The sequence below is a fragment of the Bordetella genomosp. 10 genome, from assembly GCF_002261225.1.
In the GTDB taxonomy this organism is placed as follows: domain Bacteria; phylum Pseudomonadota; class Gammaproteobacteria; order Burkholderiales; family Burkholderiaceae_B; genus Bordetella_C.
In genome coordinates this window covers 1,542,632-1,559,753 of record NZ_NEVM01000005.1, presented here as the reverse complement: position 1 = coordinate 1,559,753, position 17,122 = coordinate 1,542,632, and the positions used below count along the sequence as shown (strand labels likewise).

The 17,122-nt window shown below is 64.5% G+C and carries 14 protein-coding genes, 1 tRNA gene and 1 other RNA gene; 11 read left to right on the top strand and 5 right to left on the bottom strand.

Going from position 1 to position 17,122, the window contains the following annotated elements:
• Positions 1-110 precede the first annotated feature (110 nt).
• Together CAL29_RS23070 and CAL29_RS23065 are read left to right on the top strand one after the other, a co-directional pair.
• On the top strand, positions 111-1,181 hold the full coding sequence (locus CAL29_RS23070; protein ID WP_218831887.1) for a GNAT family N-acetyltransferase: 1,071 nt from the start codon (positions 111-113) through the stop codon (positions 1,179-1,181).
• Entirely contained in the window at positions 1,171-1,530 is a 360-nt protein-coding gene (locus CAL29_RS23065; RefSeq protein ID WP_256977682.1) for an ASCH domain-containing protein, read from the top strand. Before CAL29_RS23070 ends, CAL29_RS23065 begins: the two co-directional genes overlap by 11 nt.
• Positions 1,531-1,683: 153 nt before the next feature.
• Here CAL29_RS23065 and CAL29_RS31385 read toward each other — a convergent pair whose 3' ends face one another.
• From CAL29_RS31385 to CAL29_RS23055, 3 genes are all read right to left on the bottom strand, one after another.
• Positions 1,684-2,979 (bottom strand): HEPN domain-containing protein, encoded by a 1,296-nt coding sequence (locus CAL29_RS31385; protein ID WP_143277728.1) that lies wholly within the window; start codon positions 2,977-2,979, stop codon positions 1,684-1,686.
• A gap of 368 nt (positions 2,980-3,347) precedes the next feature.
• Positions 3,348-5,111: a DUF6538 domain-containing protein gene (locus CAL29_RS23060; protein ID WP_306430698.1), complete on the bottom strand. Its 1,764-nt coding sequence runs from the start codon at positions 5,109-5,111 to the stop codon at positions 3,348-3,350.
• 129 nt (positions 5,112-5,240) lie between these two features.
• A tRNA-Arg gene (locus tag CAL29_RS23055) sits at positions 5,241-5,315 on the bottom strand.
• Positions 5,316-5,419: 104 nt separating this feature from the next.
• Here CAL29_RS23055 and ffs point away from each other — a divergent pair.
• From ffs to CAL29_RS23015, 8 genes are all read left to right on the top strand, one after another.
• Positions 5,420-5,517, top strand: an RNA gene (gene ffs, locus CAL29_RS23050) — signal recognition particle sRNA small type.
• 107 nt (positions 5,518-5,624) lie between these two features.
• A complete protein-coding gene (dnaX, locus tag CAL29_RS23045; RefSeq protein ID WP_094855300.1) occupies positions 5,625-8,033 on the top strand; it encodes a DNA polymerase III subunit gamma/tau in 2,409 nt (802 codons plus the stop codon).
• A 174-nt stretch (positions 8,034-8,207) separates the two neighbouring features.
• Complete coding sequence (locus CAL29_RS23040) at positions 8,208-8,534, top strand: YbaB/EbfC family nucleoid-associated protein (protein ID WP_094855299.1); 327 nt, start codon at positions 8,208-8,210, stop codon at positions 8,532-8,534.
• A 22-nt stretch (positions 8,535-8,556) separates the two neighbouring features.
• Complete coding sequence (recR, locus tag CAL29_RS23035; protein ID WP_094855298.1) at positions 8,557-9,165, top strand: recombination mediator RecR; 609 nt, start codon at positions 8,557-8,559, stop codon at positions 9,163-9,165.
• Between the two features lie 158 nt (positions 9,166-9,323).
• Positions 9,324-10,364: an ABC transporter substrate-binding protein gene (locus CAL29_RS23030; RefSeq protein WP_094855297.1), complete on the top strand. Its 1,041-nt coding sequence runs from the start codon at positions 9,324-9,326 to the stop codon at positions 10,362-10,364.
• A complete protein-coding gene (locus CAL29_RS23025; RefSeq protein ID WP_094855296.1) occupies positions 10,357-11,166 on the top strand; it encodes an ABC transporter ATP-binding protein in 810 nt (269 codons plus the stop codon). Before CAL29_RS23030 ends, CAL29_RS23025 begins: the two co-directional genes overlap by 8 nt.
• A gap of 5 nt (positions 11,167-11,171) precedes the next feature.
• Positions 11,172-11,966, top strand: a complete 795-nt coding sequence (locus CAL29_RS23020) for an ABC transporter permease (RefSeq protein WP_094855295.1) — start codon at positions 11,172-11,174, stop codon at positions 11,964-11,966.
• Positions 11,967-11,994: 28 nt separating this feature from the next.
• Positions 11,995-12,522, top strand: coding sequence for a carboxymuconolactone decarboxylase family protein (locus CAL29_RS23015; protein WP_094855294.1), 528 nt, complete (start codon positions 11,995-11,997; stop codon positions 12,520-12,522).
• A 111-nt stretch (positions 12,523-12,633) separates the two neighbouring features.
• Here CAL29_RS23015 and CAL29_RS23010 read toward each other — a convergent pair whose 3' ends face one another.
• Both CAL29_RS23010 and tal read right to left on the bottom strand, forming a co-directional pair.
• Positions 12,634-14,574, bottom strand: coding sequence for a hypothetical protein (locus tag CAL29_RS23010; protein ID WP_094855293.1), 1,941 nt, complete (start codon positions 14,572-14,574; stop codon positions 12,634-12,636).
• A gap of 219 nt (positions 14,575-14,793) precedes the next feature.
• Positions 14,794-15,747 carry a transaldolase gene (gene tal, locus CAL29_RS23005; protein WP_094855292.1) on the bottom strand — a complete coding sequence of 318 codons (954 nt, stop codon included), beginning with the start codon at positions 15,745-15,747 and terminating at the stop codon, positions 14,794-14,796.
• Positions 15,748-15,957: 210 nt separating this feature from the next.
• Here tal and carA point away from each other — a divergent pair, with 210 nt between their 5' ends.
• Entirely contained in the window at positions 15,958-17,121 is a 1,164-nt protein-coding gene (gene carA / locus CAL29_RS23000; protein ID WP_179284146.1) for a glutamine-hydrolyzing carbamoyl-phosphate synthase small subunit, read from the top strand.
• Position 17,122 lies beyond the last annotated feature (1 nt).

The window sequence follows — 17,122 nt, the reverse complement described above, 5'->3', positions numbered from 1 at the left end:
TCGAAAATCGCGGACGTAACGACACTGTTGTTTGCCGGGTTAAGTTCGGTTACGCTAACAATGCGTAACACCACATTATTCCAAATTTGTCCGCGTGGATTTTCTGACGAATGGCTGGGGGCTATATGGGGATGGAATACAAAACGTTCGGGGAAACAAACCTGGCGGATCCTTTCTTTGATTCCTTAAAGAGGGATTACGTCGAATTCTCTGATTGGTATCAGCGCAAAGCTGGGGGCGGCGAACGCGCCTACGTTTTCTATTCTGACGAGGGTGCGCTGGACGGGTTCCTCTACCTGAAACGGGAGGACGACGCGGTGCTGGATGTTGTGCCCCCACTGGCTCCAGCTCGGCGAATCAAGATAGGAACATTCAAGATCAATGCCCATGGCACCCGACTGGGCGAGAGATTTATGAAGAAGATATTCGACCACGCGGTGGAGCAAGGGGCGACTCAGCTCTACGTGACAATTTTTGAGCATCATGGCCCGCTCATTCAGCTATTCCAAACGTACGGGTTTCGGCAAGTGGCGAACAAAATAACGCCCAACGGGATCGAGGGTTTATACCTGCGGGAGATAAGAAACGGATATGACGGGCCGATGCCTAGCTACCCGCTAGTTAACGTCAATGGGGCGCAGCCGTATCTTCTTGCGTTGTACCCTGAGTGGCATACGCGTCTTCTGCCGGACTCTATACTTAATAACGAGAATTTAAGTATCGTCCAGGATGTATCGCACACGAATAGTATTCACAAGGTATATCTGGGCGCCATACCTGGAATGTCTAATCTGCGTGTTGGTGATCCAATTGTTATCTATCGCACTTCGGACAATAAAGGTCCGGCCGAGTATCGTTCTGTGGCCACGTCGCTCTGTGTCATCGAAGAATATCGGCATATAAATTCATTTATTGATTTGGACAGTTTTTTGCGATATTGCGCTCCCTACAGTGTCTTCACTGATGCCGAACTGATTGGGTTTTGGGAGAAAAGAAAGTATCCCCATGTGCTGCGATTTACCTATAATATTGCCCTTCACCGCCGAGTGACGCGGCAGAAGCTAGCGGATGAGGTTGGGATCGACCGAGCCGCCCGCTGGTCACTATTGCCTATTTCAGATGCACAGTTATGCCGTATTGCACAGTTAGGGGGAATTGATGAGAGTCTTATTGTCCATTAAGCCGGAGTTTGCTGAAAAAATACTCGATGGCGAAAAGAAATTCGAATTTCGCAAAGCGGTTTTTAAAAATCCGGATGTTACGACGGTTGTTATTTACGCAACAATGCCTGTTGGTAAGGTCGTCGGTGAGTTCGAAATTGGCGCTATTTTGTCTGCCAGGCCGCACGATGTGTGGAAAAAAACGAGTGACTTTGCGGGGATAACACGTCGATTTTTTAATCAATATTTTCGGGGGCGGACCACAGCGTACGCAATCGAGGTAAAGGCGGTCCGTAAGTACGAGAAGCCATTGGCATTGAGCAACGTGCTGCCTACTAACGTAGCTCCGCAGTCCTTTTGCTACCTTTGACTAGATGTCTGCTTTGTTTCGCAGTCGCAAGAGCATGCCTGCTACATATGAGTTGGTCCGCGTAGCGCTTTCTATGTGTTCTGAGGTATCTGGGCTGATTCACGATAGGTCATCGCGGCGCGAAGGCTAAGATGCTAATCGCGCAGATGAAACTCATGAATCGTTACAGTTGCGGGTGAACATGAGGTCAATTTCGTGAACGAGAAGATCAGCAAGCATGGAACGCACCATATCCAGTTTCGGGCGATCTTCCGGAGAAAGCTTCGATACGCGGCCGTGGACTAGTCGGCCGCGAATTTGCAGTACGTCCAGGTATTGAGCTTGGAGTGCTTTGCGTCTTGCGGCATTTCTGCCGAGCGTGTACGCATATCGGTCGGCTAGGCGCTGGCCCGCGATATTCTCCGAGGCATCTCCGCCACCTATCAACGCTTCTAGTCCAATGCAGCTTGAAAGATACGCGAGAGTTTCGTTATCGGCTGTCTCGGCATCTAGCAACCATTCGATTGCGGTCGCTATCCGACCGTAGTCGGGATCAGATTTGCATTTGAAGTAGTCACGAACCTTAGAATAGCCGTCTGATAGCATCGAGCGCCGCAGCGCTTGCCTATGCGCTAGCTGGTCTTGAGAGTAGAGCAGTCTACCGAGGTGGTCGGTGTCGCGTTCTGGCAGCATGTCACCGGTGTACAGTACCAAACAGGACAAGGCCCGCCCAGCGGCCTGGGGTAATCTGATCCGTCGCACGTCAGAGGCCGCCTTGTCGTTAATGCTCCCTCGCGCGAAACCGTACCGAGCTCCAGATGTCTGTAGTCCCAGAAATTTGCACTGCCCCAAGACGAATGCCAACTGCTTAGCAATAGATATCGCTTCCGTGATGAGCAGTGATTCTGGGGACTCATCGGCATAACCAAACAGCTCAATTTCTAGCCATGCCGTCTCCCTTTGGCGCCTGTATTGCGGGTCATCTAGCCTCTTGGATAAATGCTGCCTGGCAGTGCCGCCGCCGTTTTCACCATCAAATTCTTCGGGCAAGCCGCCAACAATACTTAGCCCTTCCGAAATAGGTTCGCGGAAAGGTCCTAACCACCGTATGCGTGGCAGCTCAAGACAAACCTGATATCGGCGTGGCAGAGATTCGATGCGTTGTTGAATATTGGCGTACAGCTCTGGCCTTTGCTGTTCCAGCGCACGTCTCGCGGTATCGACGCTTACACCGAAGGGCGGACTAAAGCGTAGGCGGTCTTCTGAAAATCCCAATACTTCTTCGATAGCGGAACTACAGAGAAGCATCGCGGCTCGCTCGTCGAGCATTTTCGGCGCCAAGCTGATGATAAGCTTTTTGAGGGGAAGAAACGTAGGATTGGTCGTTTGGAAGGTAGAGAGATCGTCATAGGATAAGCTTTCAACATATGTCCTAATGGTTTCCTGGTGCTTCCCGGTGATTTTAACCATTGATGTCCCGTAGCTTTTTGAGGCCCGCATTGCGTGTTGAATAAGTCTACATCTCAGGCCCATCTCACCAGCAACCCATTTTCAGAATACCTCCGCCCAGGATGGTTCTCAGGTTATCGCAGCGACCTATCTTGCGGGCACTCATTTAACGGAAAGCCAGTTTGCCCATGCGGTTGTAAGGCTCACCGTATCTTCTGCATTAACTTATGATTAGTTTTGTGCCGCGCTTTACGGCCAAACATTCTTCGCCGCTAGGAGGCGTAACAGTATGGGAGGCCCCATTGCTCATCCAGGAGGTGAGGCACGACCGCTCAAGTTTTATGGAGCCTTGAGGGGGCAGTCTGGTCGCGGACACGATTAGAGGGTTCCTAGCTCGGCAATGCAGGCCACCGAATTGTCCCCAGAGCATCAGCCATCATGGGTAGAGTGACCGTCACATAGGTCCTCTGTCCCGTCGAGCCCCGGGCAGAATGGCCCGTGACTGCGTCCGAAATTCTCGGGGATATCCCGACTTCGGCGAGGGCGGTACTGATCCAGTGGCGGAATTTATGCGATCCATTGAGCTTCCCCGGGGGCAGCCCGTTATGTGCACGGAACTCTCGCAACCATTCCATGGCGACTTCACCCGGTGGAGTCTTGGGGCCACGGTGGAAACCTGGCATCGCAGGTCCCGTTGCTCTTGCCTTGACGGCATCTAGCCACTGACGGAACCACGGGTCATTTAGGAGGTGTGTGGCAATCGGAATGACCCGCTCGCTGGTATCGGTCTTGACCGTGCCGGCCTCGGCGTTGATTTCGATGCACTCAAGCCCGGAGCGGATTACGAAATCCTGGCATCTTGCCTGTGCAACCTCGCCTATACGAGCCCCGGTATGCAGCAGCAACAACAGGAGTGCCCGCCCGTCCTCACTCGGCACTCCACGCCATTCAGGCGAATTCTCCATATCTCGGAACAATGCCGCCCCGAAGATCTTGGCGAGCTGGTCATCAGTCCAAGGGGTGCGCTTGCCGGCGCCCGGGGTTTTATCGAAGTCCAGCAATGAGCATGGATTGCGCTCGATGTACCCTTGCTTCTCGGCCACATTCAAAAGCGCGTTGATTCCGGCGGCGTAGGTGTGTGCTGATTTGCGTCCGAATCCGCGTGACTCAGTGTCCAGTAAGTAGGCAATAAAGGTCGCGCCGGTCTTCCTCGTTATCGAGGAAAGCTCGGGGTCCCCCGTGGCCTCGCGCCATAGGGCAAGTGGGCGGTCGATGCGTTTCACGGCATCGGGCTTGGGGCTATTGAGGCGAATCCAATCCGGTAGGAGGTCGCCTACCCGCTTGGGGGATGCCTCGGGTGCAGGGGCATCGGCCAGCGTTGCGGCGTGGTCTGGCTGAGTCGCGGGGAATTCCTGGGCATATGCAGGGGCCTCTGGGGTGTCTATAGGCTCCCCCTGGCTTCGGGCGCTGGCGTCCATCCAGGCGCTCACGATGGTCCGCATGATGCGCTGGAGGTCGCCCACCCGCTTGGGCGATTCCCAGTCCACGGGTACGCCTAGGGAGTCGCATACCCGCTTGGCCTCATCCCGGGCGGCTCTGTAGTCCCCTTGGATCATTGCCTGCCTAAGAGCGGCTGTGACCCGGGAATACCAGTCGGCCAATGATTCAGCGTGGGCACGGGTGAGGAAGCTGTGATCCTCAGCGGCAGATACGGCTGCGCGGACGCTTGCGCCGGTCAAGACTTGGCGCAGGGTCTTGTCGTGCGGGGAAAAAAAGGACGGGGCGGGCGTCCGGTTTATGCCTGCCAACATGGCAGCAGCTTTAGGGCTGGACCGTATGGTGTCGTCTGTCGCCAGGACTCTGTGGCGGGCCTGTTCGGCTATGTGCTCGATCAGGCCAGGCCCAGGCTCCACATAACGGGCCTGGGCTTGCGCACGCATTCCCTCGAAACGGGCACGCCATTCAGCCAGGATGCGATGGGCGCGTATGGTGGCCTCGGCCGGGTCTGTAGTCCCCAGGCTGGCCCGGTAGGCGGCGGTGCTGAGCTTCCCGCCCTTGGTGCGTGGGAACTGGGCCTGCAAGTCCATAGGAATCAGGACTCGAATCTGATAAACGGCGCCACGAAGGTAGACGCCAGAAGGTAGTCGGTGCATGTCTGTGTCACTCTCAACTGACACGGTTTTATGACGCGACACGTCCTTCATACGGGGAGGGAAAGCGCGGGCCTCCGAGGAAACCCCTTTGCTATCAGATAGTTAGCGATTTCAGTAGTGTAAGCCGATTGGCCTCGCCGGGTGGAATCGAACCACCAATTGACCCTTAGGAGGGGCCGGTTATATCCATTTAACTACGGCGAGTCGCTGATGAGCAGCGGGCGCGGCGAGGGCCGCGCCTGGAGGGATTGAGATTCTAGCATCGAGAGGGAGCGGGGCGGGCGCGCCGATCTGCTAGAATTCGCCTTGACGGGCCCCTTCGCATGGTTCGGCGGTGAACCTGGTCAGGTCGGGAACGAAGCAGCCATAGTCGTTTAGGATCAGTGCCGGAGTAAGGCTCGTCAACCAAATTCCCCAGGGACGGGCCATGACGGAACCGCGTGTCGAAGCGTCGGTGTTCGTCGTGGCCCGTCCCTTTCGTCTTTCAGGCCCGGCAGGCTCTACAATCCGCCCATGACCTATCTCGTACTGGCTCGCAAGTGGCGGCCCCGATCCTTCGACACCCTGGTGGGGCAGGACCACGTGGTGCGCGCGTTGACGCACGCACTGGATACGCAGCGTCTGCATCACGCCTGGCTTTTCACCGGTACGCGGGGCGTGGGCAAGACCACGCTGTCGCGCATCCTGGCGAAATCGCTCAATTGCGAAACCGGCATTACGTCCAAGCCCTGTGGCGTGTGCCGGGCCTGCACGGAGATCGATGCCGGCCGCTTCGTCGACTACCTGGAACTGGACGCGGCGTCCAACCGCGGCGTCGACGAGATGACCCAGTTGCTGGAGCAGGCGGTGTACGCGCCGGGCGCGGGGCGCTTCAAGGTCTACATGATCGACGAAGTGCACATGCTGACCGGCCATGCCTTCAACGCCATGCTGAAGACGCTGGAAGAGCCGCCGCCGCACGTCAAGTTCATCATCGCGACCACCGACCCGCAAAAGATTCCGGTGACGGTGCTGTCGCGCTGCCTGCAATTCAACCTGAAGCAGATGCCGCCCGACGCCATCGTCGGCCATCTCACCCACGTGCTGGGCGAGGAGCAGGTGGCCGCCGAGGTGCCGGCCCTGCGCCTGATCGCCCAGGCGGCGGCCGGTTCGATGCGCGACGCGCTGTCGCTGACCGACCAGGCCATCGCCTATAGCGCCGGCAACCTGACCGAGGAAGCCGTGCGCGGCATGCTCGGCACCATCGACCAGCGGCATCTGGTGCGGCTGCTCGATGCGCTGGCCGCCGGCGATGCGCTGGCGGTGCTGGCGGTGGCCGACGAGCTGGCCACGCGCGGGTTGTCGTACGGCGGCGCGCTGGCCGACCTGGCGGTGCTGCTGTCGCGGGTGGCCATCGAGCAGCGGGTGCGGGGGGCCACGCCGGCCGACGACCCGCTGGCCGCGGACGTGGCGCGCCTGGCGGGCACGTTGCACGGCGATGCGGTGCAATTGTTCTATTCCGTGGCGGTGCATAGCCGGCAGGAGCTGGCGCTGGCGCCGGACGAGTATGCCGGTTTCGTCATGGCGTGCCTGCGGATGCTGTCCTTGAGCGGCGAGGCGGGGCCGCCGCAGACCTTGCCGCCGCCGACGCGCGGTAGCCAGGAACCGACGGGGAGTGCGGTCGCCGCGTCCGCGCCGGCGTCTACGGATGCCGCTGCTTCCGCGCCTGCCGCCTCGGCTGGCGCCGGCGCGCAAGCGGCTGCCCAAGCAGCAGCCCCGGCGGCACCCGCCGCCGTGGCCGCACCGGCCGCTATCGCTTCGCCGGCCGACCAGACTGCTACTGCTGCTCCGGCGACCGCGACTGCTCCCGCCGCCGCAGTGCCGGCTGCTCAAGCTGCTCCGTCCGCCCCGGCTGCTCCAGCGGCTACGGTCGCGCCCGTCGCCGGGCAGGCAATGCCGTCCGCGCCGACGGATGCAAGCGCTGGCGCGAATGCGCCGGCCGCCGATAAGGCGCCGCCTCCCTGGGACCAAGCTGACACCGCGGCCTCCGCGCCGCGGGCATCGGCTGCTGCCCAACAGGCGCCGGATACGACCCAGGCAGCGGCCGACCAACAGCCGCCGGCTGCGGCTCGGGCAGCGGCCGCGCGCCAGGCGCCGGCTCCGTCCGAGGCACAACAGGCCTCGCCTGAGGCTTCAGCGACGCCCCCGGCGCCGGCCGCGGCCCGGACGCCAGCCGCCCAGCAAGCGCCCGCGGCGCAACAAGCCGCCGCCGCGCAACAGCAACAGGCCCCCGCCGCCCGCGCCGATGACGGGCCGCCGTCCTGGGTGGACGAGGTCATTCCGGACGATGCCGAAGGCTATGCCGGCGGCGACGGGTATTTCGGCAGCGACGACGGCTTCATCGCCCCGGCCGACGACGACGAATTCGAGACGCTCGGCGGCGGCGCCGGCGGCAGCATGGCGATGCCCGAGCCCCCACGCCGCGCGCCGGTGGTGAACCGCGCCCCGGCGTCTCGCGCTTCGCGCGGTCCGCGCCTGTCCGACATGGACGCGGCCTCCTGGCCCGCGCTGGCGGCCCAGTTGCCGGTCACCGGCCTGGCCGCCGAAGTGGCGCGCCAGAGCGAATGGGCCGGCCTGCAAGGCGACCTGGTGCGCCTGCGCCTGGCGGTGCGCACGCTGGTCGACAGCGCCAGTAAGCAGCGGCTGCAAACCGTGCTGTGCGAACACTTCGGCCAGGCCATCCGCCTGGAAGTCGAGTTCGGCGCCACGGGCGACGGCACGGCCCACGCCGTCGCGCAGCAGGAGCGTGCCGCGCGCCAGCAGGCCGCCGAGGAAGCGGCCGTGGCCGATCCCTTCGTGCAGGCATTGGTCGACAATTTCGGTGGCAAGATCGTGCCCGGCTCCATCCGGGCCATCGAACCGCCCATGGCGGCCGCGGCATGAAGCGTGCTGCCCGACACCGAGCGCCGACAGGCATCCTCCCGCCCGGCCCGGGCGAATACGAATCCGTCTTGCCCGGCGCCTGCGCCGGCATGAATCCGGCCGCGCGCCGGGGCGCATGAGCCGCCCGCCGCGCGACCTTACCCAGTCATCCCATTTCCAGAAGGACATCCCATCATGATGAAAGGACAATTGGCCGGTTTGATGCGCCAGGCGCAGCAAATGCAGGAAAACATGAAGAAGGCCCAGGAAGCGCTGGCCGAGATACTGGTGGAAGGCGCCTCCGGCGGCGGCCTGGTCAAGGTCACCATGACCTGCCGCCACGACGTCAAGCGCGTGGCCATCGACCCCAGCCTGCTGGGCGACGACAAGGACATGCTGGAAGACCTGGTCGCGGCGGCGTTCAACGACGCGCTGCGCAAGGCCGAAGCCACCAGCCAGGAAAAGATGTCGGCGGTGACCGCCGGCATGCCCATGCCCCCCGGCATGAAGTTTCCGTTCTGATTCACTGATTCCATAGGATCGCATGGAGCCCCTGCTTCCCGAGCCCGAGCCGCTGCTGGCGCTGATCGAGGCGCTGCGCCGCCTGCCCGGCGTCGGCGTGCGCTCGGCGCGCCGCATGGCGTACCACCTCTTGCAGCACGACCTGCAAGGGGCCGAGCTGCTGGGCCGCGCGCTGGCCGGCGCCACGCAGAACCTGCGCCATTGCGTCCGCTGCAACAGTTTTTCCGAAGACGAGATCTGCGCGACCTGCGCCAATCCGCGCCGCGATCCCTCGCAACTCTGCATCGTCGAGACGCCGGCGGACCAGAACATGATCGAGTCCAGCCACGGCTATCGCGGCCTGTACTACGTGCTGATGGGCCGGGTGGCGCCGCTGGAGGGCGTGGGGCCGCGCGAGCTGGACTTCGAGCGCGTGCTCAAGCGCGCCGGCGACGGCGTGGTCACGGAGGTCATCCTGGCCACCAATTTCACGGCCGAGGGCGAGACCACCGCGCATTTCCTGGGCGAGGCGCTGCGCGAACGCGGCTTGTCGGTGACGCGCCTGGCGCGCGGCGTGCCCGCGGGCAGCGAGCTGGAGTACGTCGACGCCGGCACCATCGCCTGGGCCTTGATGGAGCGCAAGTCGGCCTGAACGCCAAGGCGCGCCGGCCGGCCCTGCCTCGGTGAACATGCCGGGGAAGTCCCGCGGGCGCTGGAGTATGATTCCGCAGCAATCGCGGCGCTGGCCCGGTCCGGCGCGACACAAATCCGCCTGCCACGGGCCGCGGCGCTAACATCGGAGACGCAAAAATGACGGTCACTCGCCGTGAACTGCTCAAACTCGCCGGCTCGGCCGGCGTCATGAGCCTGGCCCCCGCCTTCGCGCGGGCCGCAACACTCGAAAAATCCAAGGTGTCGATCGCCGTCGGCGGCAAGTCGCTGGTGTATTACCTGCCCCTGACCATCGCCGAGGTGCGCGGCTATTTCAAGGACGAAGGCCTGGAGGTCACCATCCCCGACTTCGCCGGCGGCGCCAAGGCCTTGCAGGCCGTGGTGGGCGGCAGCGCCGACGTGGTGTCGGGCGCGTTCGAGCACTCGCTGAACCTGCAGTCCAAGGGCCAGTTCTACCGCAACTTCGTGCTGCAGGGACGCGCGCCGCTGATCGGCTTCGGCGTCTCGACCAAGACCCTGGCGAACTACAAGTCGCCGGCCGACCTCAAGGGCAAGAAGATCGGCGTCACGGCGCCGGGCTCGTCGACCAACATGGTGATCAACTTCTTCCTGGCCAAGCACGGGATGAAGCCGTCGGACGTTTCCATCATCGGCGTGGGCGCCGGCGCCGGCGCCATCACCGCGCTGCGCTCGGGCCAGGTCGACGCCATGGCCAACACCGACCCGGTGGTCACCGCGCTGGTCAGCGCCGGCGACATGAAGATCATCGCCGACACGCGCACCCTCAAGGACACGCGCGACATCTTCGGCGGCAACATGCCGGCCGGCACCCTGTACACGTCGCAGAAATTCATCGACGCCAATCCCAACACGGTGCAGGCCCTGGCCAACGCCATCGTGCGCGCGGACAAGTGGATCCAGAAGGCCGGGATCGACGAGATCGCCAAGACGGTGCCCTCGTCCTACCTGCTGGGCGAGCCGGACGTCTACAAGGCTTCGCTGAAGGCCAGCCTGGAAGGCCTGTCGCCGGACGGCATCATCCCCGAGGACGGCGCCGCCACCGCGGTCAAGGCGCTGGCCGCCTTCGTTCCGGATTTCGATCCGGCCAAGGTCGACCCGTCCAAGATCTGGACCAACGAATTCGCCAAGCGCGCCAACGAGAAATACCCGAATGGCTGAAGCAGCACTCTCGCTGGACAACATCACCTGCACGTTCATTTCCCGCGACGGCGGCGGGCAGCGCTACACCGCCGTGCGGGAAACCACGCTGACCGTCGCCGCCGGCGAATTCGTCTCCGTGGTGGGCCCGACCGGTTGCGGCAAGTCCACCCTGCTGAACGTGGGCGCGGGCCTGCTGTCGCCCACCTCCGGGCAGATCAGGGTGTTCGGCGAAACCCTCACGGGCATCAACCGCCGTGCCGGCTATATGTTCCAGGGCGAAGCCTTGCTGCCCTGGCGCAATGCGCTGGACAACGTCAAGGCCGGGCTGGAGTTCGCCCACGTGCCGGCCGCGGAGGCCGAGGAGCGCGGCCGCGAATGGCTGCGCCGCGTCGGCCTGGGCGGCTCGGAGCATCGCTATCCGCACCAGATGTCGGGCGGCATGCGCAAGCGCGTGATGCTGGCGCAGACGCTGATTCGCGATCCCGACATCATCCTCATGGACGAGCCGTTCTCCGCGCTCGACATCCAGACGCGCCAGTTGATGGAAAACGAGGTGCTGGATCTGTGGATGGCCAAGCGCAAGGCCGTGCTGTTCATCACGCACGACCTCGACGAAGCCATCGCCATGAGCGATCGGGTGGTCGTGCTGTCGGCGGGGCCGGGCACGCATCCGATCGGTGAATTCCATATCGACCTGCCGCGTCCGCGCGACGTCGCCGAAGTCCGCGCCCATCCGCGCTTCGTCGAGTTGCACGCCGCCATCTGGGATGTGCTGCGCGAGGAGGTCCTGAAGGGCTACGCGCAGCAGAAGCGGGTGTAGGCCCTATGTCCAATATGATCAAACCCGGTTCCAAGACGCTGCGCGCCTGGCAGTTGTCATTGCTGATTATCATCCTGGTGGCCTGGCATCTGGCCTCGCGCAGCCAGAACGTGGCGTTCTTCTTCGGCGAGCCCATCAAGGTCGCGCAGCGCGTCTGGGCCTGGTTCGTCACCGACGCCGACGTCTACCAGCACCTGTGGGTAACGCTGTCCGAGACCGTCCTGGCCTTCGTCATCGGCACCGTCACCGGCCTGGGCTGCGGCCTGTGGCTGGGGCTGTCGCGCGGCTCCAGCCTGGTGCTGGATCCCTACATCAAGGCCGCCAACTCCATGCCGCGCGTCATCCTGGCGCCCATCTTCGGCATGTGGTTCGGCCTGGGCATCTGGTCCAAGGTGGCGCTGGCGGTCACGCTGGTGTTCTTCATCGTCTTCTTCAACGTCTACCAGGGCGTGCGCGAGGTCAGCACGACGCTGCTGGACAACGCCCGCATGCTGGGCGCGGATCGCCGCCAGTTGCTGCGCCACGTCTACCTGCCGTCGGCCACGAGCTGGGTGTTCTCCAGCCTGCACACCTCGGTGGGCCTGGCCTTCGTCGGCGCGGTGGTGGGCGAGTATTTGGGCTCGGCCAGCGGCGTCGGCTACCTGATCCTGCAGGCGGAAGGCACGCTGGACGTGAATACCGTGTTCGCCGGCATCGTGGTGCTGACGGTCTTCGCGCTGGTGCTGGACGGCCTGGTCACGCTGGCCGAAAAGCGGCTGATGAAGTGGCAGCCGCGCGCCGGCGAAACCGAAAAACTCTGATCCCTTCGCATAGGACATAGGACGCCTCATGGCCCGCCTGCCGTACGCCGATCTGGACAACGAAGAAGCCAAGCCCCTGGTCGAACGCATCGTCGCCGAGCGCGGCAGCGTGCTGCTGCTGTATCAAATGCTGCTGCACAGCCCCCCGGTGGCGAATGGCTGGCTGACCTACCTGACGTCGATACGGCAGTTGAGCAGCTTGCCCGGGGACGTGCGCGAACTGGTCATCATGCGGGTCGCCGGCCTGAACGGCGCGCCCTACGAAGCCGACCAGCACGCGCCGATCGCGCTGAAAGAGGGCATTACCCAGGCCCAGCTCGACGCCTTGGACCGCTGGCAGGATTCGCCGCTGTTCGACGCGCGCATGCGCGCGGTGCTGGCCTATGCCGACGCCATGACGCGCCAGGTCCAGGTGCCGCAAGCCGTCTTCGACGCGGTCCTGGCCGAACTGGGCCAGCGCCACACGGTCGAGCTGACCGCCACGGTGGCGGCCTACAACATGGTCTCGCGCTTCCTGGAAGCCTTGCAGGTGCACACGCACGACGAGCAGCACTGAACCGGCAGGCCGGGCGCCTTCAGGGGCGCGCGGCCAGGACGGCGCGGCCGATTCGGCCCTCCCGATCGTCCACGCACCCGATCGCGGGATCGCCCGATCCCCCGCCGCTGTTCAGTAATTACCGCAGTTTTCCCCGCGCACCAGCAGGCAGCGCATCTGGTCGGGCACGGCGCGGCCGTCGGCGGCGTCGGCATAGGGCTGGGGAACGTCCCAGCGTGCCAGTTTCCTGGTCCGCATGTCCGCGCTCTCCAGATAGAGCCAGAGCCGCGTGCCCTGCCATGAAAAAGCCGCGGCCTTGACGCGATAGGCGCCGGGCGTCGCCAGCGTCGCCACCACCTTGCCGTTTTGCATGTCGACCACGGCGGTGGACGGCCCGCCCGCGACGTCGCTGCTGATGGCGAGCAGCCGGCCATGCGCGCTGCGGGCCACGCTGGCGGGCGCGACGGGCTGCGCGGCCTTCAGGTCGAAGCGGACTTGTCCTGTTCGGGGCGAAACGATGCGGTAGCGCGCGTCCCCGCTGCCGCGGTCCAGCCGGGCGATGGCCCAATCCCCGTCCCGGCTGCCGAAGAACAGCTTGGGCGTGTCCGTCGCGAAGCTTGCCACGGCCTTTCCGGTGGCGGGGGAAATGCCATAGGCGCCGCGATCCGCGCGCCACAGCAGGCCGTCGTTGAAGCGTATCGCCTGCGTGCCGGCCCAGGGCAGGGCATCGTCGAGGCTGTCGCTGACCTTGGCGCGCAGCCGCTCGTCCCAGGAGACGGTCCGGACGGCCTGCGTGCGCGGGTCGACCAGGTATATCGCGTTCTCGGTCCGTATCGCCGCCATGCCGGAGGGCTGCGGGGCCCAGTCCTGCGCGGACCGGTCCTGGAGCATGGGCAAGGGCGTGGACCGTACGTCGTCGTCCTTGGGCGACCAGACGATCAGGCGGGCCTGGGCGCCGTCGCTGCGTACTCCCCGGATCGCGCCGTCCGCTTGCGCGCGGATGCCGTCCTCGCCGAAGCGCGCGCCGACATCCTGCGTCCGGATCGCGCCGTCCCGCAGCGCATAGCGCCGGGAGCGCGCGCCGGCGACCATGACGTCGCCGCCCTTCAGGCCGACCAGCCGCCAGGTGTTGTCGTCATAGCGATGCACGTCGGTTTCATCGGCCGGCAGGTCATAAGCCGCCAGGGTCTCCACGGGAGCGGACGCCGCCTCGACCGTCCGTCCGGCCGGTTCGGGCGGGACCAGGCGCAGGAAGGGAGTCATGCGGGCATCCGCCGCCGCCGCGGGCAAGGCTCCGAGCCCCGCCACGGCCGTGTGGATGGCCCGGTCGGTGGCCGCGTCGATGTGCGGCGTGGCGGTCTTCCAGCGCTCGATGTGCGGGTCGGGGAAGCACGTGACGCCCGTCATGCACGAGGTGAGCTTGAGGGCGCGATGTTCGGTGGTGCGCACGCCGTCGAACCAGACCAGCGTCATCGGGGCGCCGCCCAGCATCGCCGAGACATCCATGAGGCCGCCGCCGTCTTCGTAGTCGGCGCCGATCAGGGGGCGCCGCGCGCGGTCGAACGTCCATCGTTCGATGCGCTGCGCGAAGAAGGGGACCGCCTGGATCTCTTCCCGGCCGAAGCGCGTTCTCATCCGCGCCGCCTTTTCATAGGCGGCGTTTTCTTCCGGGGTGACGACGCCCGCCGCCAGGGCCTGCCGCAGCGTGTCCCGGACCGCGCCGGCGGCCAGTGCTTCGAGCGCCCGGTTCACGTCGGGGTGGGCCTGGCGCGAGACGTCGATCCACGTGGCGTCCATGCTCCAGAGCGGCGCGCTGTCGTCCTTCCAGGCATAGGATCCCGATCCCGTGGCGGCCAGCGCCTTGGCCAGCGCGTTCTTCACCTGGCCGGGCGGAGCGGGCACGAGATAGTAGGACGCCTTGACGACGTAGTCGTCCCGGCTGCGCTGCAGCCAGATCTCCGTTTTCGCGTACTGGCTGGTTTCCGTGTCCTTGGGCGCGGGGGCAGCGTGGCCGGCGATCAAAGACACGGCGAGGCAGGCGCCGAGGATGAAATGCAGTGGCGGTTTGCCCATGGAAATGGCAGGCGATGGACGGAACCGAATTATCGGGGCCGGAAGGCGGCGAGGCAAGGGAAGGGGGGGCCGGGCGCCGGCTTTTTCCGTCGCCTTTTTCCGCGGCCTCCAAGCGGCCTCCAAGCGGCCTCCAAGCGGCCGGCCGAACCCGGCGCGCAGGCCGGCGCTGGCGGGGCCTCCCCCGCCGGACGCTATTGCATCGCTGCTATTGCTCCGCTGCTACTTCTTCGCCGCCTCGATCAGCTTGTCCAGCTTGACCGCGTCCGCCGCGAAGGCGCGGATGCCTTCGGCGAGTTTTTCCGTGGCCATGGCGTCGTCGTTGAGCAGGGTGCGGAAAGGGATCTCGCTGGCGTCCAGGCGTTCCGGCGCGGCGCCGCCGGCGCCGGCCTTCAGGCGCACCGGCACGTCGCCTTGCGTCTCCGACAGCGTCGTCAGCAGTTCCGGGCTGATGGTCAGCAGGTCGCAGCCGGCCAGGGCGAGGATCTGGCCGACGTTGCGGAAGCTCGCCCCCATGATTTCGGTCGGGATGCCGTGGGCCTTGTAGTACTCGTAGATGCGGGTCACCGACTGCACGCCCGGGTCGTCGGCGCCGGCGCGCCCGGCTTCGTTCCAGTCCGCGCCCGCCGCCTTCTTGTACCAGTCGTAGATGCGCCCGACGAAGGGCGAGATCAGCTTGGCGCCGGCGTCGGCGCAGGCCACCGCCTGCGGCAGCGAGAACAGCAGTGTCATATTGCAGTTGACCCCTTCCTCCTGCATGACGCGCGCCGCCTGGATGCCTTCCCAGGTCGAGGCGATCTTCACCAGGACGCGTTCGCGCGGGATGCCGGCGGCTTCGTACAGCGCGATCAGGCCGCGCGCCCTTTCCACCGTCCCGCGGGTGTCGAAGGACAGGCGGGCGTCCACCTCGGTGGAGACCCGGCCCGGGACGATCTTCAGGATTTCGGTGCCGAAGGCCACCAGCAGGCGGTCGAGGATCTGTTCCGTGGGCAGGTCCCGGTGGTCGCGCACGGTGCGCTCCAGCAGGGGGCGGTAGGCGTCTTTCTGCACCGCCTTCAGGATCAGCGAGGGATTGGTCGTGGCGTCGGTCGGCCGGTAGGCGCGCATGGCCTCGAAGTCGCCGGTATCCGCCACCACGGTAGTGTGCTGGCGCAGGGAGTCGAGTTGGCTGGTCATGAAAGAGTCTCGGCGATCGGTTGTCGGATCGGTTGTCGTGTTGCGGGGAGAACGTCGTCTAGCGTAGCACCGCGCGGCGGTGGGCGGGAGGCGCCGGCCGGCCCTCGAAAACGGGCCGCCCGGCCTTGATTGGCGCGGCTTTCCGGGGAAAACGGGCTTTCAAGGTATAATTCCAAGGTTTGATTACTGATTCTGAAACCGGGGTTTACTGTGCTGCCGCAACTTTTTCCCGAGGGAACTCATCGTTCTTCTCCCGCAATCTTGGCTCTGGCGGACGGTACCATTTTTCGTGGAATTTCAATTGGCGCGCCCGGCCATACCGTCGCCGAGGTCGTGTTCAACACGTCCATGACCGGCTACCAGGAAATCCTTACCGATCCCAGCTATAACGGCCAGTTGGTCACGCTCACCTATCCGCACATCGGCAACACCGGCGTGAACGGCGAGGACGTCGAGGCGCGCAAGGTGTTCGCGTCCGGCCTGATCGTGCGCGACTGTCCCGCCCGCGTGTCCAATTTCCGCGCCACCAGCTCGCTGCCCGACTACCTGAAGGCTCAGGGCATCGTCGCCATCGCCGGCATCGATACCCGCAAGCTGACCCGCATCCTGCGCGAAAAGGGCGCCCAGGGCGGCTGCATCCTGGTCGGCGACGATACCGACCGCGCCATCGAACTGGCGCGCGGCTTCCCCGGCATGTCCGGCCAGGACCTGGCCAAGGTGGTCAGCATCGACAAGCCGCTCGAATGGACCGACGGCACCTGGGCCCTGGGCCAGGGCTTCGGCAAGCCGGACACCGGCAAATACCACGTCGTCGCCTATGACTTCGGCGTCAAGCTGAACATTCTGCGCCTGCTGGCGGACCGCGGCTGCCGCGTCACGCTGGTGCCGGCGCAGACGCCCGCCGAGGACGTGCTCAAGCTCAAGCCGGACGGCCTGTTCCTGGCCAACGGCCCCGGCGACCCCGAGCCCTGCGACTACGCCATCCAGGCCACCCGCGCCTTCCTGGAGCGCAAGCTGCCGGTGTTCGGCATCTGCCTGGGACACCAGATCCTCGGCCTGGCCGTGGGCGGCAAGACGCTCAAGATGAAGACCGGCCACCATGGCGCCAACCACCCGGTGCAGGACGTGCAGAGCAAGCGCGTCTACATCACCAGCCAGAACCACGGTTTCGAGGTGGACGCGGCCAGCCTGCCCGGCAATACCCGCGTGACCCATGTGTCGCTGTTCGACGGCACGCTGCAAGGCTTCGAACTGACCGATCGTCCCGCCTTCTGCTTCCAGGGCCACCCGGAAGCCAGCCCGGGGCCGCACGACATCATCGTGCTGTTCGACAAGTTCATCAGCCAGATGGCCGGCCAAGTTAAGACCGCGTAAA